The sequence below is a fragment of the Polaromonas sp. genome, assembly GCF_041689105.1.
In the GTDB taxonomy this organism is placed as follows: Bacteria; Pseudomonadota; Gammaproteobacteria; order Burkholderiales; family Burkholderiaceae_C; genus Polaromonas.
The window spans coordinates 1-19,611 of record NZ_JBDNGU010000190.1 but is presented as its reverse complement, the minus strand read 5'-3'; the positions used below and the strand labels follow the sequence as shown (position 1 = coordinate 19,611).

The window sequence follows — 19,611 nt, the reverse complement described above, 5'->3', positions numbered from 1 at the left end:
CATGCCTCATCTCAAGATCGAATACACCGCCAACATCGAGGCGCAAGCCGATATGGGCACCTTGTGCAAGGCGCTGGCAAAAATCCTGGTGGCGCTCAAGGACGAGCAGGGCCAGAGCGTCTTCCCGACCGGCGGCACGCGGGTGCTGGCCTACCCGGCGCCGCACCATGCTGTGGCCGACGCGGAGCAGGACTACGCCTTTGTCTACCTGAACCTGCGCATCGCGGCCGGGCGCAGCGACGCTATTAAAAAGAGAGCTGGTGACGCTTTATTGGCAAAGGCTACAGCCCACTTTGAGCACATTTTTTCAGGACGACTCATGGGCCTCACGCTGCAGATCGATGAAGGCGTGCAGGTCTATGACGCCAAACACAGCAACCTGCACACCGTGTTCAGCCAATGACATCCCTCTGTCATTGCGGACTTGATCCGCAATCCACTACAACGAATACCTGGATTCCGGCTCATGGCCGGAATGACAACCCTCATGTTTGACAAGGTCCTTATCCAGCAGCTCGCTGCGGAACTGCATCAAAGCGAGAAATCGCGCGTGCAGATCGAACACTTCTCCAGGCGTTTTCCCGCCATGACGGTGGCTGACGGCTATGCGGTGTCGCGCGCCTGGGTGCAGATGAAGGTTGCGCAAGGGCGCGTGGTGCGCGGCCACAAGATAGGCCTGACCTCGCGCGCGATGCAGATGTCCAGTCAGATCGACGAGCCCGACTACGGCACCTTGCTGGACGACATGTTCTTCGAGCCCGGCGATCTTCCGGCAGTGCGTTTCATCGCGCCGCGCGTCGAAGTCGAGCTGGCCTTCATCCTGAGGAAAAAGTTGGAAGGCACACACATCACCGTGGACCATGTGCTGGACGCCACCGAGTATGTACAACCGGCCATCGAGATCATCGATGCGCGCATCGAGCAGTTCGACCGCCACAACAAAGTCATGCGCAAGGTGCAGGACACCATCAGCGACAACGCTGCCAATGCAGGCATCGTGCTGGGCGGGCGCAAAGTCTCACCACGCAACGTGGACCTGCCCTGGGTCGGCGCCATCCTTCGGCAAAATGGTGTGGTCGAAGAGACCGGCCTGGCGGCCGGCGTGCAGGGCCACCCTGCTATCGGCGTGGCCTGGCTGGCCATGAAACTCGCACCCTGGGGCAGATGCCTGGAAGCCGGCGAAGTCGTGCTGGCCGGCTCCTTCACGCGACCGGTACCCGCCAAAGTGGGTGACCAGTTTGATGCGGATTACGGACCACTGGGCCGCTTTGAATTCCAGTTCACTTAAAGACATGACCATGCAAACACCCGTCAATACCTTCAAGCAGGCCATCGCGAGCAAACAAACACAAATCGGCCTGTGGGTCAGCTTGGCCGATGCCTACAGCACCGAGATCTGCGCCGGCGCTGGCTTCGACTGGTTGCTGCTCGACGGCGAACATGCGCCCAACGATGTGCGCAGCATCCTGGCGCAGCTGCAGGTGGTGGCGGCCTACCCCTCGCACCCGGTCGCGCGTGTGCCCATGGGTCACGGCCATGTGGGTGAAGCGCTGATCAAGCAGTACCTGGACATCGGTGTGCAGACCTTGCTGGTGCCCATGGTTGATACTGCGGCGCAGGCCGCCGCGCTGGTGCGTGCCACGCGTTACCCGCAATACGATGCGCAGGGCAAGGACACAGGCGGCATCCGCGGCATGGCCGGTGCGCGTGCATCGCGCTGGGGCCGCATCCCCGGCTATGCGCATGACGCCAACGCGCAAATTTGCCTGCTGGTGCAGGCAGAGACGCAAACCGCGCTGGACAATCTCGACGCGATTGCCACCACCGAGGGCGTGGACGGCGTCTTCATCGGCCCGGCTGACCTGTCCGCCTCGCTGGGCCACGTCGGCAACCCCGGCCATCCGGAGGTGCAAGCCGCGATTGAATCAGCCATCAAGCGCATCGTGAAGGCGGGCAAAGCCCCCGGCATTCTGACCACCGACGAAAAGCTGGCCCGTCATTACATCGCCCTGGGCTGCACCTTTGTCGCTGTAGGGCTGGACACCAACCTGCTGGTGCGCCACACCAGCGCGCTGGCCGCGACCTTCAAGGCGGGTGTCACGGTGGCGCCCGCCGGCAAGACCTACTGAAGTGAAACACTCCCCCCCGAAGCGCCTGCGGCGCCTCCCCCTCAAGGGGGCGCCACCAGCGGCCCGGCAAAGCCGGTTCCGCGGTGGCCCGCGCATGCGCTCCTGCTGTTATATGGCGCGGGCGGTTCGCGGCCGCGAAAAACTGACAAGGATCTCGCCATGAATGCCATCCCCAAACCCTCCGCAGCCGCCATGCACCCGGACGAGTGGAGCGCCCGCCTGCAATTGGCGGCCTGTTATCGCGTCTTTGCGATGCTGGGCTGGACCGAGATGATTTACAACCACATCACCGTGCGACTGCCGGGCAGCGTGACAGGCGGTCAAAAGCAGTTTTTGATCAATCCGTTCGGGCTGCATTACTCCGAAGTCACGGCCAGCAACCTGCTCAAGATTGACCTGCAAGGCAACAAGCTGGACAACAACCCCTGGCCCGTCAACCCGGCCGGCTTCACCGTGCATGCGGCCATCCATGACGGTCTGCCTGGCGCCCATTGCGTGATGCACACGCACACCACGGCCGGCATGGCGGTGGCCTGCACGCAGGGCGGCCTGGCGCAAAACAACTTTTACTCGGCGCAGCTACACGGCCTGGTGGCCTACCACGACTTCGAGGGCATCACCATCCATGCCGACGAGGCGCCGCGTCTGCTCAAGGCCATTGGCGACAAGCCAGTGGTTATTTTGCGCAACCACGGCCTGCTGGCCTGGGCGTCGACGCTGCCGCTGGCCTTTGTGCGGCTGTGGACCCTGCAGCGCGCCTGCGACATCCAGATGGCGCAGGCGGCCATGGGCCCGGCGATTACCGTGCCCGAGGCCGTGGCCATCAAAACCACCCATGATTCCTTCCAGTTCGACGCCCAGTTCGGCGCCGGGCAGGATGTCTTCGATGCGCTGGTGCGGCAGGTGAACCGGATCGATGAAAGCTATAAAAAGTAGAGCATGCTACACAGACTGCAAAAGGGCTGGAGGCCAATTTGATCATTAGAAATGTATGTATTTACGGTGCCGGTGCCATAGGCGGCTGGATGGGCGTCAGGCTGGCGCAGGCTGGCTGCAAGGTCAGCGTGGTGGCGCGCGACGCGACGCTGGTCGCCCTGCAGCAGCACGGCCTGCGGCTGCAGACCGGTGACGAGCTCATGTCGGCGAAGGTGCAGGCAAGCAGCGACCCTGCCGCGCTCGGCATGCAGGACCTGGTCATCATTGCCGTCAAGGCGCCGGCCATGGCCGAGGTGGCGCGAGCCATCGCGCCGTTGATTGGGCCGGACACCCTGGTGCTGACCGCCATGAACGGTGTGCCGTGGTGGTTTTTTGAAGGCTTTGGCGCGCAATACGCCGGCACGCGGCTCAAAGCCGTGGACCCGGACGGCGCAATTGCCGACGCCATCCCGCCGCGCCACATCATCGGCTGCGTGGTGCATGCCAGCTGCTCGCTGAACAGCCCGGGCTTTGTGAAGAACCACTTCGGCAACAAACTCATCGTCGGCGAGCCGTCGGGTGAAAAAACCGCGCGTGTGCAGGCGCTGGCGGCCTTGCTGGAAAAAGCCGGCCACGAGGTCGCGCTGTCCGAGCAGATCCAGAAAGACACCTGGTACAAGCTCTGGGGCAACATGACGGTCAACCCGATCAGCGCCTTCACCGGCGCCACCACCGACCTGATTCTTGGCGACGACCTGGTGCGCAGCTTCATTTCCAGCGTGATGCTCGAAGCGAAAGAAATTGGCGCATGCATCGGCATTCCGATTGACCAGCAGCCAGAAGACCGCCACGCCGTCACGCTCAAGCTCGGCGCCTTCAAGACCTCGATGCTGCAGGATGTGGAAGCCGGCAAGGCGGTGGAGCTGGATGCCCTGGTCACGGTGGTGAAGGAGATCGGCGAGCTGACGCAGGTCCCAACGCCCTTTACCGACGCGCTGCTCGGCCTGTCGCGCCTGCACGCCCGCGTTCACCATTTGTACCCATGACAAAAAGCAAAGCCATCAGCGGCACCGCCTTCGCCACCTTGCTGCTGATCGCATTGATGATGGGCGCCAACCATGTGGCGGCGCGGCTGGCTTTCAACAATGGCGTGGACGTGGCCACTGCGGTGGGTTTTCGCAGCGTCGTCACCGCGCTGGTTCTGGCCGTCCTGCTGGCGGTGCAGCGCGTGCGCATCCGCTTCACCGCCAGGAACAAACGTATTCTGCCGGTCATCGGCCTGCTGGTCGCGGTGCAGAGCCTGTGCCTGTATTCAGCCGTGGCGCGGCTGCCCGTCGCTCTGGCCCTGCTGGCTTTCAACACCTACCCGATCTGGACCGCGCTGTGGGACTGGGCGCTCTACCGGCGCTCGCCAGAACGTGCCCTGCTGCTGGCCATGCCGGTGATCCTGGTGGGCCTGGCGCTCGCGCTCGACGTGTTTGGCGCAGCTTCCGGCCTGGGGGCGGCCGGCCAGTGGGGCCGCATCGGCACCGGCGTTGTGTTCGCGCTGACCGCAGCCGCCACGTTCGGTGTGGCACTCGTGTTGACCCAGCATGAGGCCGGCGACGTGGACGGCCGCGTGCGCACCCTGACCACCATGAGTACCGTTGGCCTGTTTGCGCTGGTGGGTGTCGCTGTGCAGGGGGGTTTTCACCTGCCGCAGGCCGCGCCCGGCTGGTGGGGCCTGCTGGCTCTGACCGGTCTGTATGGCACGGCCTTCACCGTCATGTTCACAGTGCTGCCCAAGCTTGGCGTGGTGGGCAACTCCGCCATCATGAATGTCGAGCCGGTGTTTGCGCTGGTGCTGGCCTGGCTGATCCTGGGCCAGGCGATTGCACCGGTGCAGGTGGCAGGCGCCCTGCTGGTGGTCGGCGCGGTCATGGTGCTGGGTCTGCGCAAACGCTGACACCCGCAGCCATGACGCAGCAGCCTGGCGCTCAGCAGCGCATGGTCAGCCGGCGTTTGCTCTTGACGTCCGTGTAGCCGATGGTCGACTTCTTGAACTTGAGGTCGACGAACAGGTCGCAGGCAAACTCCCCCTTGCGCCAGCACATGGCCACGCTGCTTTCGTTGGAGTACATCAGGTGGAAAACGCCATCGAACGCAGGGTAGCTTGAGCGAAACTCCATCAGCTTGAGCAGGCGCCGCACAACAGGCGTCTTGACGGCCTCGTCGATTTCCTCCAGCGTGTAGCGATGGCGGTTGATGTCGCGCTGCTCGCCCGTGGCCTCCATCAGCTCGACATCGTTGCTGCCGGCCAGCAGGCCGACGTAGTAGACCTGCGGAATCCCCGGCGCAAAGAACTGGATCGCACGAGCAGCGATATAGGCATCGTCATTGCGCTTGAGGGCGTCGTAGTAAGTGCAGGTCAGCTGGTAGATCGCGCCCACACTGTGCACGTTGGCAGCGGAGCGGCGCAGGATGGGGTCGGCACTGCGCTGGCTGACGTTGTCGATGACCGCCTGGATCTCCGCCTTGGGCAGGACACCTTCCACATCCGGAATGCAGATACCGTCGTGCGTGTCGAGCACGGTGAGCTGGTTGCGCGGACACATGCGCAGCCATTGCTTGAGGTACACGCTGTTCGCATCGAGCAGGGAGTACAGCAGCAGCGGCGCCAGCGCAAAACCATAGGGGTGCATGCCGTGCAGGGCGATGGCGTACTGGAAACTGGAATGATCGTGCACTTCAGGCAGGGTTTCCGCGCCGTGCTCGCGTGCCAGGTCATCAACCCATTTGAGGATGTCGTACACGTCGGGTTCGACCAGAAAGCAGCTGGTACCAATTTCCTTCGTCGTGTAGCCGAACGCATCCAGCCGGAACAGCTTGACACCGCGCGCAGCCAGGAACTTGATGTAGTCCTCCATCAGTGCGTAGGTCTTGGGCGAGCGGTAGTTCAGGTCGATCTGATGCTCGGTGAAAGTGCACCAGACCCGGCCGGTCGTTCCGTCGGCAAAGGTCACTTCGCGAAACGGCTCCTTCTCCTTGCGGATGTGGATGCGCGCCATGTCGTCGGGGGAAATCGGACCGATCTGGTCCACATGCACAAACAGGTCGGCGTGTTCCGAGGCATAACCCTTAGCCACAAAGTCCTTGAACTCCTCGGACTCGTCGGAGATGTGGTTGAGCGTGAGGTCCAGGCAGAGATCGAAACGGGCGGAGATTTTTTCAACATCGGCCCAACTGCCGTAACGTGGATCAATTTCCTTGTGGGTGAGCGGGGAGAATCCACCATCCGCGTTCGACGGGTAAGGCGGCAGGATGTGGACGCCGCCTATCACGCGCGAAAAGTGCTTGTCGATCACCTGGGACAAGTCCGCGAGGTTGCTCCCCATGCGGTCGGGATAGGTGATCAGCTGGATCTGGTTGCGTAGGGTCATGGGGGGAAATCTCCAGTGGAATGCCTGCGGCCGGGACCTGGCGGGCGCGGGTGAGGGAAAGTAAGGAAGGGGAGACCGGCGAGGTAGCGCGAGAACGCCGTCAGGCGCGCGCGGCAAAAGGCGCCGTCCGCTGGCGGATCCGCGGACACGCAAGAAGAAAAGGAAGGTCCCGAAAGACAGACTTTGCCTGAGACCTTCGTCCCATCATGACCAATTACGATAACCCTTGCAAGCGGTCGGCTTCCAGGACGGAGCAGGACAACAGGCCGTTTACCGCTCGTGGTGCGTGACATTCAGCTCACCGGGCGTGGCGCCTTCAATCGATGGCAAACGGCACGCGAGGTGCCACGGCGCACATCAATTCATACGCCACGGTACCCGCGGCCTGCGCAATCTCATCGATGGCCAGCATGGCCCCGCTGGCTGATCGCCCCCACAGCGTCACCTCGCTGTTCATGCCGGCATCGGGCACTGGCGTCAGATCCACCGTGATCATGTCCATGCTGACCCGGCCCACCATGCGCACGCGCTGGCCGTTGACAAGCACAGGTGTGCCGCTGGTGCAGTGGCGCGGATACCCATCCGCATAACCGCAGGCCACCACGCCCAGGCGCAGCGGGCCATCGGCGGTGAAACTGGAGCCGTAGCCGACGGTGTCGCCCACCGCCAGTTGCTGCACGCCGATGATTCTCGAGGACAGCGTCATGGTCGGATGCAAGCCCCAGTCAGCGGCGCTTTTTTCCGGGTAATCGGGCGAGCTGCCGTAGACCGCGATGCCGGGGCGTATCCAGTCGGACTTTTCTCCGACAGCCGCACCGTGGCGCAGGGTGGCGGCACTGTTGCTCAATGTGCGCTCACCGGGCAGGTCGTGGGTGACAGCTTCAAAGGCCTGCAGCTGCGCCGCAATACCTTTGGGACCATCGGCATCGCTGAAATGCGTCATCAATGAAATCTCGTCCACCTGCGGCAAGGCGTTGAGGCGCGTCCATGCCGCGCGGTAACGCTCGGGCGCAAAACCCAAGCGGTTCATGCCCGAGTTCATCTTGAGGAAAACCCGGTGCGGCAACTGGGTCTTGTGGGTGGCGAGCATGGTTATCTGCTCGTCGCAGTGCACCGTGTGCCACAGGCCCAGGCGCGAGCAAAGCTCCAGGTCGCGCAATTCGAAGCACCCTTCAAGTAGCAGGATGGGGCCGCGCCAGTCCAGCGCGCGCACGCGCCTCGCCTCGTCCAGGTCCAGCAGCGCAAAACCGTCGGCGCCGCGCAGCCCGTCAAAGGCCCGCTCGATGCCATGGCCGTAGGCATCGGCCTTGACCACTGCCCAGACCCGCGCATCCGGCGCTGAGGCGCGCACGCGTGCCAGGTTGTGGCTCAGTGCAGCGCTGTGAATGGTGGCAAGAATGGGACGGGGCATGGGTGGGGCTTGCTCGGCAGGGAAAAACGGGGGGCACGTCGCGGGTTAACACATGGGACGCAAGGCGAATTTGTGGATTTTGCCAGCTTGCCGCGTGCTATAAACCTTGATCGTCAGGAGACATCTACTTTATCTTGTGGCACCAGCCAGCCTGGGGCGTTCGCAACGGTGATCAAAACAGTTTAATGAAGCGCGGTTTTTACACCATCATGGCGGCCCAGTTTTTCAGCTCGCTGGCTGACAACGCGCTGTTCGTCGCCGCCGTGGAATTGCTCAGGACAAGTGGCGCACCCAAATGGCAGCCCGCAGCGCTGGTGCCCATGTTCGCGCTCTTCTATGTGGTGCTCGCGCCTTTCGTCGGTGCCTTCGCCGACGCACAGCCCAAGGGCAAGGTGATGTTCGTCAGCAACGCCATCAAGGTGGTGGGCTGCCTGATGATGCTGTTCGGCAGCCACCCACTGCTGGCCTACGCGATTGTCGGACTGGGCGCGGCCGCCTACTCGCCCGCCAAATACGGCATCCTGACGGAATTACTTCCAGCCTCGCAGCTGGTCAAGGCCAATGGCTGGATCGAGGGTCTGACGATCGCATCCATCATCCTCGGCGTGCTGCTGGGCGGCCAACTGGTCGGGCGTTCGGTGTCCCACCTGCTGCTGTCGTTTGATTTTCCGGTTTTCGACGCAGGTATTGACACGCCGCCGGAAGCGGCCATCTGTGCGCTGATCATCCTGTACGCACTTGCAGCCTGGTTCAACACCCGCATCCCGCACACTGGCGTGGAGATGCGGCCCATGCCACGCAACAAGCTGGAGCTGCTGCCGGATTTCTGGAACTGCAATGCAGCGCTGTGGCGCGACAAGTTGGGACAGATTTCGCTGGCCACCACCACGCTGTTCTGGGGCGTGTCGGGCAACCTGCGCTACATCGTGCTGGCCTGGAGTGCTGCCGCGCTCGGCTACAGCACCACGCAGGCGTCCTCTCTGGTGGGCGTGGTGGCGATTGGTACAGCCTTCGGCGCCATCCTCGCGTCCATGCGCATGCGGCTGGAGCACGCCACCATGGTGATGCCGCTGGGCATTGCCATGGGCGTGCTGGTGATCTTGATGAACTTCATCACCAACGTCTGGGTGGCAGCGCCCTTCCTGATCCTGCTGGGCGGCCTGGGCGGGTTCCTGGTGGTGCCCATGAACGCCTTGCTGCAGCACCGCGGCCACAACCTGATGGGCGCGGGCCGTTCGATTGCGGTGCAGAACTTCAACGAGCAGGCCTGTATCCTGGCGCTGGGCGCGGGCTACAGCCTGTCCACCGGCATGGGACTGTCGGCCTTCGGCGCGATCACCACCTTTGGCGTGGTGGTGGCGGGCTTCATGTGGATAATTCAGCGCTGGCACAAAAGCAACTGCATCAAACACAAAGAGCAGGTAGACCACCTGCTGACGATCGCCCGCAGCGACAACTCGCACTGATGCGGGCCGCTACAGTTCAGGTACCCGCGGGCCACTTTCAGCGCCCACCTGACGCAACTTTCCCATGAGTCCCCGCGCCACAGGCTTGGCAGTGGGTGCCCTGATCTGCAATGCTTTTGTGTGGGGCGTGTCGTGGTGGCCGTTTCGCGAACTGCAGGCCATGGGCCTGCACCCACTGTGGTCCACCGCCCTGATTTACTTCTTTTCGCTGGCCTGTATTGCCGCATGGCGACCCGGCAGCTGGCGTGGCTTTGCCCAGCACCCGCAGCTCTGGTGGCTGGCCGTCGCCGCAGGCCTGACCAACGTCGGCTTCAACTGGGCCGTCACCGTGGGCGACGTCGTGCGCGTGGTGCTGCTGTTTTACCTGATGCCAGCATGGTCGGTGCTGCTGGCCTGGGCCATGCTCGGGGAAAAACCAACCCGCGCTTCGCTACTTCGACTACTGCTGGCCATGGCCGGTGTATTCATCGTGCTCAAAGCGCCGGACTCCCCCTGGCCGGTGCCACAAGGTATTGCGGACTGGCTGGCGCTGATGGGCGGGCTGAGTTTTGCAGCTACCAACGTGTTACTGCGCAAGCTTGAATACACACCCAGCGCCTCGCGCATGCTGGCCATGTTCGGCGGCGGCGGCGTGCTGGCCAGCGCTGCAGCGCTGCTCGGTCTGGCTGGGGGCATTGTTTCAGCGCCGGTCTGGACGACAACCTGGCTCCCTGTGGCGATGGCGCTGGCACTGGCCTTCCTGATCAGCAACATGGCCCTGCAATATGGTGCAGCGCGGCTGGCTGCCAGCACCACCGCGCTGGTGATGTTGACCGAGATCCTCTTTGCCAGCTTGTCTGCTGCGGCCCTGGGCGCAGCGGAGTTCAGCCCCCGCACTCTGCTGGGCGGCAGCCTGATCGTGCTGGCCGCCTTGCTGGCGGCTAGAAAATAGCCCCTACGGTTGCTCACTACAGTACAGTGACAGATCCAACCAGGAGCACCCCATGAGCAGCATCTACGACTTCGAGGCCCGGCAGATCAACGGCAAGGACATTGCACTGTCGCAATTCAAGGGCAAGGTCATGCTGATCGTCAACACCGCCAGCCAGTGCGGCTTCACGCCACAGTTTGGCGGCCTGGAAGAGCTGCACAAAACCTATGCCGGCCAGGGGTTGGTGGTGCTGGGTTTTCCGTGCAACCAGTTTGGCGCGCAGGACCCGGGCGCCGACGGCGAGATCGCCGAGTTCTGCCAGGTCAACTACGGCGTGAGTTTTCCGATGATGGGCAAGATTGACGTCAACGGCCCGGCGGCGCACCCACTCTACAAATGGCTGTCGTCTGAAGCGCCCGGGCTGCTGGGCAGCAAGGGGATCAAATGGAACTTCACCAAGTTCCTGGTCGGCAAGGACGGCCAGGTGATACGGCGGCATGCGCCGACGGACAAGCCGGCTGATCTGGCGAAAGATGTGGAAGCTGCGCTCGCGGCCTGATTCATAGGAGAATAGGCCGGCAGCCCTTGTGTATCCGGCACAAGTAGCTATTTATTTGATAGCTATCTGCGATGCCAGTGCCGTATCCAGCACTTCAACCCAGTGCCTGACCGGCGTGGCGGTGCCGCTTTGCAGGTGCGTGATGCAGCCGATGTTGGCCGACACAATCACCTCGGGCGCCATGTCCTGGAGATGGCCCAGCTTGCGGTCGCGCAGCTGGTAGGCAATCTCCGGCTGCAGTACCGAATAGGTGCCGGCGGAGCCGCAGCACAAATGCGGCTCGCAGCCCGTCACCTTGACGTTGAAGCCAAGCGCACCCAGGTGTTTTTCAACACCGCCGCGCAATTGCTGGCCGTGCTGCAGGGTGCAGGGCGGGTGAAATGCAATGGTGCCGCTTTCGGCTCTGATGGAAATTTTCTCCCGCAAAACCTCGACCAGGTCAGGCAGCAACTCGCTCAGATCACACGTCAGCGCACTGATGCGGGCGGCTTTGGCGGCGTAGGTCGCGTCGTCCTGAAGGATGTAGCCGTACTCCTTGACGGTGACGCCGCAGCCCGAGGCGTTCATGATGATCGCCTCCACACCCGCCTCGACGTACGGCCACCAGGCGTCGATGTTGCGGCGCATCTCGGCCTTGCCGCCGTCCTGGTCGTTCAGGTGAAACTTGACCGCGCCGCAGCAGCCGGCCTTGGGCGCCAGCACCGCCTGAATGTCGGCTGCGTCAAGCACGCGGGCCGTCGCGGTGTTGATGTTGGGCATCATGGCCGGCTGCACACAGCCAGCCAGCATCAGCATCTTTCGCGGGTGTTCGCGCTGCGGCCAAGCGCCGCCCGGCTGCGGCGCCGGCACCTTGGCCTTGAGCGCCGAAGGCAGCAAGCCGCGCACCGCCTGACCAAGTTTCATGGCCGGTGCAAACAGTGGCGACGGCAGGCCTTCCTTGAGTGCCCAGCGCAGGGCTTTTTCGCCGGCAGGCCGTGGCACCCGTTCATCCACCAGCTTGCGGCCTATGTCCACCAGATGCCCGTACTGCACGCCGCTGGGGCAGGTGGTTTCGCAGTTGCGGCAGGTCAGGCAACGGTCCAGGTGCAACTGGGTCTTGCGTGTGGGCGCTTCGCCTTCCAGCACCTGCTTGATCAGGTAGATGCGCCCGCGCGGGCCGTCGAGCTCGTCGCCCAGCAACTGGTAGGTGGGGCAGGTGGCGGTGCAAAAGCCGCAATGCACACACTTGCGCAGGATGGCCTCGGCGGCCTGCCCATCGGCGGTGTTTTTGAATTCAGGGGCGAGGTTGGTTTGCATCAGGACTGACGTTCTCAGAAGTCGGGGTAGAGGCGGCCGCGATTGAAGACGCCGGTCGGATCGAATTCTTTTTTGAGCTGGCGGTGGATCCGGTCCAGCGGCGGCTTCAAGGCATCAAATCGGTCTTCCACCCTTGTGGATCGAGCGCTACCAGCCATGAAAAGCGTAGCGCTGCCGCCTGCGACTGCGGCGGCGGCACGCAGGCCTGGGGCCTCTTCGGGCGCCGCGCGTACCCAGCGCAGACCGCCGTGCCACTCGATCAGCGGCGGCTCCGGCAAGTCCATCACCGGCGCGGTTTGCGGCACCGACAGGCGCCACAGGTCACGCCCGCCGCGCTCCAGAAACCAGGGCAGGCGCTGGTCGCGGCACAGCGCCCAGTCGGTCGCGGTCGCTGCATTGTCCTGGCGCTCACCGCCCAGTGCCCGGCAGGCGGCATCCACGGCGGCCACGGCACCACGCAGCCGCAGGTACAAGGTTGGTACCCCGCCATCGTCCACCCAGCAACTGGCATTGAGCGGCAGCGGTTGAGCGCCCCAGGTATTGAGTTGCGTCAGCGCGTCGGCCTGGCTCATTTCAAATTTGAGGGTCGCCTCGGCAGGCGCCAGCGGCAGCACCTTGAGGCTGACTTCCGTGATCACGCCCAGCGTCCCCATGGCGCCGACCATGAGGCGGGACACGTCGTAACCGGCCACGTTTTTCATGACTTGGCCACCGAAAGTGAGCAGTTCACCCTTGCCATTAAGCAGGGTCACGCCGAGCACATAGTCGCGCACCGCACCCATGCTGGCTCGCGCCGGGCCACTCAGGCCAGCGGCGACCATGCCACCGACGGTCGCTGCGCTCCCGGCGGCGGTGCCACGGGATGTGGATCCTTCACCCAAGGTCTCAGGGGTCGCACTGCCGCCAAAATGCGGCGGCTCGAAAGGCAGGCACTGGCCACGTTCGGCCAGCACGGCCTCCAGCTCGGCCAGCGGTGTGCCGGCGCGCACAGTCACGACCAGCTCGGTCGGCTCGTAACTGCTGATACCGGCCAGCGGCAGGGTGTCCAGCAGCTCGCCGGTGGTGGCTTCGCCATAAAAGTCCTTGCTGCCGCCGCCGCGAATGCGCAGGGCCGTGCCGGCTGCCGCCGCTGCGCGGACCTGGCCGATGATCAATTGAAGCGCTGAATCCATGGCGCTGATGGTATGTCGCCCCGCCACAAGGTGGTTTGATTTTTTTGAACGGCCGCTGTTCGGTTTTTTTGACTGCTAGTCAACGAAGAAGTTGACCGGCAGCCCCGGCACGTCAACGCGCATGGCCAACACGCAGCCGGAATGCGGCATCGCGGCCAGCTCGTCGGCCGGGCGGCCGTGGCGCGCGCTGGTCAGGTACAGGGTCTGCAGATCGTCACCGCCGAAACACACCATGGTCGGGCAGCGCACCGGGGTAGCGATGTCGGCCAGGATATCCCCCGCAGGCGACAACTTGAGCACCCGTGCGCCTTCAAACATGGCCATCCAGTAGTTGCCCTGGCTGTCTACTGACGCGCCGTCGGGCCGCCCGCCGTAACCGGGCATGCCGGGCTGCCAGTCTGTGGGCTTGCAGGCAAATTGCCGGAACACGCGGCCACGCTGCATCTGATTGCTGGCGGCGTCCCAGTCCCAGGCGCGGATGACATGGTCGGTGGTGTTGGTCCAGTACACGGTGGTGGTGTCTGGCGACCAGGCCAGGCCATTGGCGATGGTGGCGTCGCCCGCCTTGCGTTCAAGCACCGGTGCGCGCCCACCCCGGGCATCGAGCGAAAAAAGCTCGGCCGAGGCCGCGTCGCGCGGCTCGTACATGGTGCCGGCCCAGAAACGCCCGATCGGGTCAGCCTTGCCATCGTTAAACCGCGTGGTGACGGTGTCGTGTGTGGCGGGCACCAGTTGCTGCAGCGGGCCGCCCCACTCGGGGGCCCGGTAGATGCCGTCGCGCAGGGCGATGACCAGGCCGCTGTCCTGCCCTTGCGTACGGGCCGGGGCGATACAGCCGGGCTCCGCCGGCATGGCCCAGCTTTGGACCGAGCCCGTGAAGACGTTGCAGCGGCGAATCTGTCGACCCGGAATATCGACCCAGTAGAGCATCTGCTCGTCGGGATGCCAGAAAGGTGATTCGCCCAAACCGTCAGGTTGCGTCACCACGACTTGCCAGCGCGCGTTCATTGAACAAGCTCCACCTGGATGCCCATGTGCGCGCTCATCGACTCGCCGGGCCCCAGAACCCGCACGCCCAGTGCATCGGCCGGTCCTGCGCCGGCCTGCAGCAGGTTGATGGCGTTGTTGACATGGCTGACGGGCTCGATGGCCACAAAGTCACGCGTGCTGTCGGTGCAAACCACGAGCCGGGTGAGGCTGGAAGTGATGCGTGTGTGAAGCAACTCGTCGCGCAGTTCCACCAGGCCGCCCCAGCCGTCAAAGCAGTGGTCCACATCGAGCGGGGTACAGGCTGTATCCAGCCCGCGCGAGGGCTCGCGGTGGGTGGGCAGTTTTTCGTCGCTCATCTCCCAACACCCTGCCGCCTCAAAGTGGATGTGACTGCCGGGGCGTTTGGCGAAATAGGGATGCCAGCCTATGCCAGCCGGGGCCGGGGTGGCCGACTGGTTGGTCATGCTCAGGGTCAGCTCCAGCGTGTTGCCGTTGATACGCAGGGTTTGGGAGGCGTCAAAGGCAAACGGCCAGGACGCATCGGGGCGGTGTTCGCAGGCCAGCATCAACAACTGCTCGCTCTGGTCCAGCACCTGCCAGGGCCGCTGCCAGCCAGTGCCGTGGAGGGCATGCAGCTCGGGCTCGTTGTTTTGCACCAGCGGGTGGCTGGTGCCCTGCCAATTCAGGGTGGCGTGGCCGACTCGGTTGGAAAACGGCACCAGCGGGTAACAACCGGCCAGGCGCACCGACCGCAGCGCACTGGCAGGTGTGGAGCGCAGCACGGGAATGTCGCCCAGCCACAGGCCAGCAATGCAACCGCCGAGTTCGGGCTTGATCTCGCAGCGCAGGCCGGTGCCAGTCAATGTGATGGAAGGGCTCATTGCGCCATTGTGCATCTCAAACTACTGCCCCCACGTTCGCTCGCTGCGCGTGGCTCTCTGCCCCCCTGCTAGGGGGCGCTACGCCTGCGGACCGGCAAAGCCGGATCCGCGGCTCCTGCTTGAAAAGATGCTTTTTCGCCTTCGCTTACTGACCGGCACCAGCGAAAGTCAAAAAAAATGGCCCGCAGGAACCGAAGTTCTTGCGGGCCAAACATCCAAAGGAGACTCTCGCTATTTCAATCCTGCCGCAACTGTCAGGCAAATGCCAGGCAGCTGCGGCGTGTACGGTTTGCCGTTTAACGGTTGTAGGCAGTTTCGCCGTGGGAGGTGATGTCCAGGCCTTCGCGCTCGTCTTCTTCATTGACGCGCAGACCAATGGTCAGGTCCACCACCTTGTAGGCGATGAAGGAAACCACGCCCGAAATGACGACGGTGACCAGCACAGCCTTGAACTGTGTGAACACCTGGGCGCCGATGGCGAACTCTGCCGCGCCGGTTCCACCCAGGCTGGGCGCAGTCAGCACGCCCGTCATGAGGGCACCGAGAATGCCACCCACGCCGTGCACGCCGAACACGTCAAACGCATCGTCGGCACCCAGCATTTTCTTCAGGCCGTTGACGCCCCACAGGCAAATCAGGCCAGCCATCAGGCCGAGCACAATCGCGCCCATCGGACCGATGGAGCCAGCGGCCGGTGTCACTGCTACCAGACCTGCCACCGCACCGGACGCAGCACCCAGCATGGAGCCCTTGCCTTTGGACAGCGATTCGCCGGCAATCCAGGACAGGGTCGCCGCAGCAGTCGCGAGGATGGTGTTGATAAAGGCCAGCGCAGCCGTGCCATTGGCTTCGAGTGCGGAACCGGCGTTGAAGCCGAACCAGCCCACCCACAGCAATGAAGCACCGACCATGGTCAATGTCAGGCTGTGAGGGGTCATGGCTTCCTTGCCGTAACCCACACGTTTGCCAACCATGTAGGCGCCCACCAGGCCGGCAATACCAGCATTGATGTGCACCACCGTACCGCCTGCAAAGTCGAGCGCACCCATCTTGAACAGATATCCTTCAGAAAACCAGACCATATGGGCAACGGGCAGGTAGCTGAAAGTGAACCAGAGCACCGCAAACATCAGCACAGCCGAGAATTTCATGCGCTCGGCAAACGATCCGACGATCAGGCCGCAAGTGATCGCGGCAAACGTCGCCTGGAAGGCAATGAACACAAACTCGGGGATCTTGAAGCCGGCGCTGAAGGTGTCAGCCACCGAGTCCACAGTTACGCCCTTGAGGAAGATCTTGTCGAAGGTTCCGATGAAAGAGCCGCCACCGCCAAAAGCCAGGCTGTAGCCGTAGATGGCCCACAGCAGCGTGATCAAGGAAAAGATCACGAAGACCTGCATGAGCACGGAAAGCATGTTCTTCGAGCGGGCCAGGCCACCGTAAAACAGTGCCAGACCAGGAATGGTCATCAGGATGACCAGCATGGTGGCGGTCAGCATCCAGGCGGTATCGCCCTTGTTGACAACAGCCTCCACTTTCGGAGCCTCTGCGGCCGCCGGTGCCGCCGCCTCGGCGGGAGCCGCAGCAGCAGGTGCGGTAGCTTCAGACGCGGCAGGCGCTGGCGTCTGGGCAATAACCGCCACGCCGGATGTCAGCAGACTTAACCCCAATGCGAGGGAAAGAAGTAGTTTTTTCATGTCAGTGTTCTCTTTTTAGGGGGGAGCGCTTACAGCGCTTCCTTGCCGGTTTCACCGGTGCGGATGCGCACAACCTGCTCCAGGTTGTAGACGAAGACCTTGCCGTCACCGATCTTGCCGGTGCGGGCAGCGCCCTCGACGGCTTCGATGACGCGGTCAACGAGTTCGTCGGACACCGCAGCCTCGATCTTGACCTTGGGCAGAAAGTCCACCACGTACTCAGCGCCGCGGTACAGCTCGGTGTGACCCTTCTGGCGGCCGAAGCCCTTGACTTCGGTCACGGTGATGCCCTGCACGCCAATGCCGGACAGCGCCTCGCGGACTTCGTCCAGCTTGAACGGTTTGATGATGGCCGTTACTAGTTTCATGTGTTCTCCTTCGCCTTGGCGTGATGCCGTTTTATTTCAGAAACTTTTCTTGACGGACAGGACCAGGCCATCCTTGGCAAGGTCACGCGTGCCCGAACCAGGCAGGGTGTAGGGGCCGCCCAGGCCGTTGGTGCCTACCACTGCGAGGCTCACCACCAGACCGTCGATGTCCTTGTTGACGGCCACCGAGTAGTCCGTGTAGGAGTTGCCATTCTTGATTTTCTGCGCGCCGACGTGCGGCACGATGGACCAGCCGGAGCCGAGGTCAAAGTTGGCGCTGAGGTCGAGGTAGCCGCTGTTTTTGCTGTTGGCCGTACCAAACAGGTTGGTCGTGGCGTGCGAGTACTTCGCCGTAACGATACCCACGGTCACTGCGCCGTACAGCTCGAAGGTGTTGGGGCTGACTTGACCAGCCGTCTTTGTCATGTTGTTGCCCGCGTACCAGTAATACAGACCGCCGACGTCATAACCCACGCCTTCAGCCAGGGAACCCTTGTAGCCGCCGTACAAGTCGATTTCGATCGGGCCCTTGGTGGTGTTGGGGTTGGCGGTGGAGTCTTTCAGCCAGGTGATGGTCGAAGCCCAAGTGCCCAGGTAGAAGCCGTTGCTGTGTGCATAGTCAATCCCGCCATTGATCGCAGGCTTCTTGCCAGTCTGCGAGATGCCGCGATAGCGGTAATCCGTCGTGGCACCGATGTTGTAAGACACGGTGGACTCAGGCGCCGGTGCGGCAGCCTGGGCAAACGCACTGCCTGCGGCCAGGAAAGCTGCTGCGACGGCGATGTGGGTGGCTTTAAATTTCATCGATGGCTCCAGAAGGTAAGTGATAAGTTAAAAGGTCATTTTTCTTGAATACGGGTTTCCTTTAGCACGGAGCGTGCCAAAGTCTGTAGGCTTTTGGCTTGTGTGTCGTCGCCCAGATGGCGTTCCGCGTTACAGTGAACTGAAATAAGTACAAGATCTGCACTTTTTTGGTGCGCATGCGATTGCGCATTTTTGGTGCATAACAGGGAGAAATCGGACCATGAGCCTGTCTTTAGTGCAAAGCCGTGCCCTGCTGGGCATGCAGGCCCATCCGGTGTGTGTCGAAGTGCATCTGGCCAACGGGCTGCCGAGCTTCACGCTGGTGGGCCTGGCAGAAACTGAGGTCAAGGAGGCACGCGAGCGGGTTCGCTCGGCCATCCAGAACACCGGGCTGGAGTTTCCCAGCAACAAGCGGATCACGGTCAATCTGGCGCCCGCTGACCTGCCCAAAGACTCGGGCCGCTTCGATTTGCCGATTGCACTGGGCATTCTGGCCGCCAGCGGACAGATAGAGACACGCAAACTGGAAGGTTACGAATTTGCCGGCGAGCTGTCACTGGGTGGCGAATTGCGTCCCGTCCGCGGCGCACTGGCCATGAGCTTGGCGCTGCCGGTCCAGCACGCTGACCAGCCCCGGCCCCGGCTGGTGCTGCCCGAGGGCAGTGCGCAGGAGGCCGCACTGGTGCCAGAAGCCGAGGTGTACAGCGCGCGCCACCTGCTGGATGTGGTCAGGCAATTTTTGCCCGGCGATGCGATTGCCGAAAACTCGGCCGGCTGGGCCCGTGTCGAAGCCAGCGCGGTTCAGCAGCCCGCGTCCTACCCCGACTTGGCGGATGTCAAAGGCCAGGTGGCGGCAAAAAGGGCACTGGAGATTGCGGCCGCAGGTGGCCATAGCCTGTTGATGGTCGGCCCACCGGGCTCTGGCAAGTCCATGCTGGCCCAGCGTTTTGCCGGCCTGCTGCCCGCCATGAGCACCGACGAAGCACTGCAAAGCGCGGCGATTGCCTCGCTGGGCGGCCGCTTTTCAGTGGACAGATGGGCCCAGCGACCGACCTGCTCGCCGCACCACACCGCCAGTGCTGTGGCACTGGTCGGCGGCGGCTCACCGCCCCGGCCCGGTGGTCATCACCATAGTTAAGCGCAAACGATTTTCCAAAAAATCAACAATCTTTAGAGAATCCGAACAAAGTTAAACGCACACGAGTTTCACAGTTAAGCGTCAAATATGTCATGGCCTTGAGGCTCCTTGTTTCAGGGGTTCATGGCGCCTTAGACAGGCAGTTCAGATATCAAAAACTGGTTCGAACTGGTATAGAGCGTACAACTGCACCGAAGTGATGGAAGCTTTTACAAATGGGATGAGCAAGACGCTCGAAGCGCTCGTGCGGCCGACGCTTGAAGATGACGTCGTGGGCTACCGCTTCATTGCGCAGTTCACCTGCAACTTAGGGCAACGCTGAATAAGCCCCGTTTTTGAAACGGCACTTTTCGGTATGGCCCATCGATTGAAGATTTTTGCCCGAGTTGGACCAGATTTGCGGCTCTGAGAGCCGCATTGCCGGGCTTCTTCGCCCACTTTGCACCTTCATGGACG

At 62.9% G+C, this 19,611-nt stretch carries 18 protein-coding genes and 1 pseudogene; 10 read left to right on the top strand and 9 right to left on the bottom strand.

Features of this window, described 5'->3' with window-relative positions; translation table 11 throughout:
• Position 1 precedes the first annotated feature (1 nt).
• From ACESMT_RS18965 to ACESMT_RS18940, 6 genes are all read left to right on the top strand, one after another.
• On the top strand, positions 2–403 hold the full coding sequence (locus ACESMT_RS18965) for a 5-carboxymethyl-2-hydroxymuconate Delta-isomerase (protein WP_372828150.1): 402 nt from the start codon (positions 2–4) through the stop codon (positions 401–403).
• 84 nt (positions 404–487) lie between these two features.
• Positions 488–1,288, top strand: coding sequence for a 2-oxo-hept-4-ene-1,7-dioate hydratase (gene hpaH, locus ACESMT_RS18960; protein ID WP_372828160.1), 801 nt, complete (start codon positions 488–490; stop codon positions 1,286–1,288).
• A 10-nt stretch (positions 1,289–1,298) separates the two neighbouring features.
• Positions 1,299–2,129, top strand: a complete 831-nt coding sequence (hpaI, locus tag ACESMT_RS18955) for a 4-hydroxy-2-oxoheptanedioate aldolase (protein ID WP_372828149.1) — start codon at positions 1,299–1,301, stop codon at positions 2,127–2,129.
• Between the two features lie 159 nt (positions 2,130–2,288).
• The gene (locus ACESMT_RS18950; RefSeq protein WP_372828148.1) at positions 2,289–3,065 is read left to right on the top strand and encodes a class II aldolase/adducin family protein; all 777 of its coding nucleotides are present in this window, start codon (positions 2,289–2,291) and stop codon (positions 3,063–3,065) included.
• 38 nt (positions 3,066–3,103) lie between these two features.
• The gene (locus ACESMT_RS18945; protein WP_372828147.1) at positions 3,104–4,090 is read left to right on the top strand and encodes a 2-dehydropantoate 2-reductase; all 987 of its coding nucleotides are present in this window, start codon (positions 3,104–3,106) and stop codon (positions 4,088–4,090) included.
• Positions 4,087–4,989 (top strand): EamA family transporter, encoded by a 903-nt coding sequence (locus ACESMT_RS18940; RefSeq protein WP_372828146.1) that lies wholly within the window; start codon positions 4,087–4,089, stop codon positions 4,987–4,989. The genes ACESMT_RS18945 and ACESMT_RS18940 overlap by 4 nt, the downstream gene beginning before the upstream one ends.
• Before the next feature lie 31 nt (positions 4,990–5,020).
• On the opposite strand, the gene gtfA is transcribed toward ACESMT_RS18940, so the two are convergent.
• Both gtfA and alr read right to left on the bottom strand, forming a co-directional pair.
• Positions 5,021–6,463 carry a sucrose phosphorylase gene (gene gtfA / locus ACESMT_RS18935; protein ID WP_372828145.1) on the bottom strand — a complete coding sequence of 481 codons (1,443 nt, stop codon included), beginning with the start codon at positions 6,461–6,463 and terminating at the stop codon, positions 5,021–5,023.
• Positions 6,464–6,779: 316 nt separating this feature from the next.
• Complete coding sequence (gene alr / locus ACESMT_RS18930) at positions 6,780–7,874, bottom strand: alanine racemase (RefSeq protein WP_372828144.1); 1,095 nt, start codon at positions 7,872–7,874, stop codon at positions 6,780–6,782.
• 185 nt (positions 7,875–8,059) lie between these two features.
• On the opposite strand from alr, the gene lplT reads away from it, so the two are divergent.
• The 3 genes from lplT to ACESMT_RS18915 all read left to right on the top strand — a co-directional run bounded on the left by lplT (position 8,060) and on the right by ACESMT_RS18915 (position 10,809).
• Complete coding sequence (gene lplT, locus ACESMT_RS18925) at positions 8,060–9,340, top strand: lysophospholipid transporter LplT (protein WP_372828143.1); 1,281 nt, start codon at positions 8,060–8,062, stop codon at positions 9,338–9,340.
• Positions 9,341–9,404: 64 nt separating this feature from the next.
• The gene (locus ACESMT_RS18920; RefSeq protein ID WP_372828142.1) at positions 9,405–10,271 is read left to right on the top strand and encodes a DMT family transporter; all 867 of its coding nucleotides are present in this window, start codon (positions 9,405–9,407) and stop codon (positions 10,269–10,271) included.
• 52 nt (positions 10,272–10,323) lie between these two features.
• Positions 10,324–10,809 (top strand): glutathione peroxidase, encoded by a 486-nt coding sequence (locus ACESMT_RS18915; protein ID WP_372828141.1) that lies wholly within the window; start codon positions 10,324–10,326, stop codon positions 10,807–10,809.
• 51 nt (positions 10,810–10,860) lie between these two features.
• Here the strand turns inward: ACESMT_RS18915 and glcF are convergent, their stop codons facing one another.
• The 7 genes from glcF to ACESMT_RS18880 all read right to left on the bottom strand — a co-directional run bounded on the left by glcF (position 10,861) and on the right by ACESMT_RS18880 (position 18,017).
• Positions 10,861–12,105, bottom strand: coding sequence for a glycolate oxidase subunit GlcF (gene glcF / locus ACESMT_RS18910; RefSeq protein ID WP_372828140.1), 1,245 nt, complete (start codon positions 12,103–12,105; stop codon positions 10,861–10,863).
• 14 nt (positions 12,106–12,119) lie between these two features.
• Positions 12,120–13,277, bottom strand: a complete 1,158-nt coding sequence (gene glcE, locus ACESMT_RS18905; RefSeq protein ID WP_372828139.1) for a glycolate oxidase subunit GlcE — start codon at positions 13,275–13,277, stop codon at positions 12,120–12,122.
• Positions 13,278–13,352: 75 nt separating this feature from the next.
• Positions 13,353–14,285, bottom strand: coding sequence for an SMP-30/gluconolactonase/LRE family protein (locus ACESMT_RS18900; RefSeq protein WP_372828138.1), 933 nt, complete (start codon positions 14,283–14,285; stop codon positions 13,353–13,355).
• Positions 14,282–15,148, bottom strand: coding sequence for an aldose 1-epimerase (locus ACESMT_RS18895; protein WP_372828137.1), 867 nt, complete (start codon positions 15,146–15,148; stop codon positions 14,282–14,284). The genes ACESMT_RS18900 and ACESMT_RS18895 overlap by 4 nt, the downstream gene beginning before the upstream one ends.
• Before the next feature lie 296 nt (positions 15,149–15,444).
• Positions 15,445–16,845, bottom strand: coding sequence for an ammonium transporter (locus ACESMT_RS18890; protein WP_372828136.1), 1,401 nt, complete (start codon positions 16,843–16,845; stop codon positions 15,445–15,447).
• Between the two features lie 29 nt (positions 16,846–16,874).
• The gene (gene glnK / locus ACESMT_RS18885; RefSeq protein WP_077591625.1) at positions 16,875–17,213 is read right to left on the bottom strand and encodes a P-II family nitrogen regulator; all 339 of its coding nucleotides are present in this window, start codon (positions 17,211–17,213) and stop codon (positions 16,875–16,877) included.
• A 36-nt stretch (positions 17,214–17,249) separates the two neighbouring features.
• Positions 17,250–18,017, bottom strand: a complete 768-nt coding sequence (locus ACESMT_RS18880; RefSeq protein WP_372828135.1) for a TorF family putative porin — start codon at positions 18,015–18,017, stop codon at positions 17,250–17,252.
• A 220-nt stretch (positions 18,018–18,237) separates the two neighbouring features.
• Here ACESMT_RS18880 and ACESMT_RS18875 point away from each other — a divergent pair.
• Positions 18,238–19,146 (top strand): annotated as a pseudogene (locus ACESMT_RS18875) (YifB family Mg chelatase-like AAA ATPase); the annotation flags it as partial.
• Positions 19,147–19,611 lie beyond the last annotated feature (465 nt).

Excerpts from the sequence above, each read along its gene's own strand:
- ACESMT_RS18965 (WP_372828150.1), top strand. The coding sequence starts at position 2 with ATGCCTCATCTCAAGATCGAATACACCGCCAACATCGAGGCGCAAGCC.
- hpaH (WP_372828160.1), top strand. The coding sequence starts at position 488 with ATGTTTGACAAGGTCCTTATCCAGCAGCTCGCTGCGGAACTGCATCAA.
- hpaI (WP_372828149.1), top strand. The coding sequence starts at position 1,299 with ATGCAAACACCCGTCAATACCTTCAAGCAGGCCATCGCGAGCAAACAA.
- ACESMT_RS18950 (WP_372828148.1), top strand. The coding sequence starts at position 2,289 with ATGAATGCCATCCCCAAACCCTCCGCAGCCGCCATGCACCCGGACGAG.
- ACESMT_RS18940 (WP_372828146.1), top strand. The coding sequence starts at position 4,087 with ATGACAAAAAGCAAAGCCATCAGCGGCACCGCCTTCGCCACCTTGCTG.
- gtfA (WP_372828145.1), bottom strand. The coding sequence starts at position 6,463 with ATGACCCTACGCAACCAGATCCAGCTGATCACCTATCCCGACCGCATG.
- alr (WP_372828144.1), bottom strand. The coding sequence starts at position 7,874 with ATGCCCCGTCCCATTCTTGCCACCATTCACAGCGCTGCACTGAGCCAC.
- lplT (WP_372828143.1), top strand. The coding sequence starts at position 8,060 with ATGAAGCGCGGTTTTTACACCATCATGGCGGCCCAGTTTTTCAGCTCG.
- ACESMT_RS18920 (WP_372828142.1), top strand. The coding sequence starts at position 9,405 with ATGAGTCCCCGCGCCACAGGCTTGGCAGTGGGTGCCCTGATCTGCAAT.
- ACESMT_RS18915 (WP_372828141.1), top strand. The coding sequence starts at position 10,324 with ATGAGCAGCATCTACGACTTCGAGGCCCGGCAGATCAACGGCAAGGAC.
- glcF (WP_372828140.1), bottom strand. The coding sequence starts at position 12,105 with ATGCAAACCAACCTCGCCCCTGAATTCAAAAACACCGCCGATGGGCAG.
- glcE (WP_372828139.1), bottom strand. The coding sequence starts at position 13,277 with ATGGATTCAGCGCTTCAATTGATCATCGGCCAGGTCCGCGCAGCGGCG.
- ACESMT_RS18900 (WP_372828138.1), bottom strand. The coding sequence starts at position 14,285 with ATGAACGCGCGCTGGCAAGTCGTGGTGACGCAACCTGACGGTTTGGGC.
- ACESMT_RS18895 (WP_372828137.1), bottom strand. The coding sequence starts at position 15,148 with ATGAGCCCTTCCATCACATTGACTGGCACCGGCCTGCGCTGCGAGATC.
- ACESMT_RS18890 (WP_372828136.1), bottom strand. The coding sequence starts at position 16,845 with ATGAAAAAACTACTTCTTTCCCTCGCATTGGGGTTAAGTCTGCTGACA.
- glnK (WP_077591625.1), bottom strand. The coding sequence starts at position 17,213 with ATGAAACTAGTAACGGCCATCATCAAACCGTTCAAGCTGGACGAAGTC.
- ACESMT_RS18880 (WP_372828135.1), bottom strand. The coding sequence starts at position 18,017 with ATGAAATTTAAAGCCACCCACATCGCCGTCGCAGCAGCTTTCCTGGCC.